Origin of the sequence: Pseudomonas sp. SIMBA_067 (genome assembly GCF_046534675.1) — a bacterium.
Classification (GTDB): domain Bacteria; phylum Pseudomonadota; class Gammaproteobacteria; order Pseudomonadales; family Pseudomonadaceae; genus Aquipseudomonas; species Aquipseudomonas putida.
The window spans coordinates 1-251 of the sequence record NZ_JAWRYH010000971.1 but is presented as its reverse complement, the minus strand read 5'-3'; the positions used below and the strand labels follow the sequence as shown (position 1 = coordinate 251).

The 251-nt window shown below is 44.2% G+C and carries 1 protein-coding gene; it reads right to left on the bottom strand.

Going from position 1 to position 251, the window contains the following annotated elements:
* On the bottom strand, positions 1-251 hold a 251-nt coding region (locus tag SB765_RS32105; protein ID WP_410932823.1), incomplete at both ends, for a SulP family inorganic anion transporter.

Sequence of the window (251 nt, the reverse complement as noted above, 5' to 3'; positions counted from 1 at the left end):
CCCCAACTAATGCCGCTAGTGGGATCATTTCAATTAAGCTTGAGGCAAAGATAATAAACGCAAGTAACATCAACGCAGCACTGATACCAGATAAACGCGAACGGACACCCGAATTAATGTGGATCATAGATTGGCCAATCATGGCACAGCCACCCATTGCACCAAAGAAACCACATGTGACGTTTGCAGCACCTTGGCCAATACATTCTTTATTAGAGTGGCCACGTGTTTCTGTAATTTCGTCAATCAAG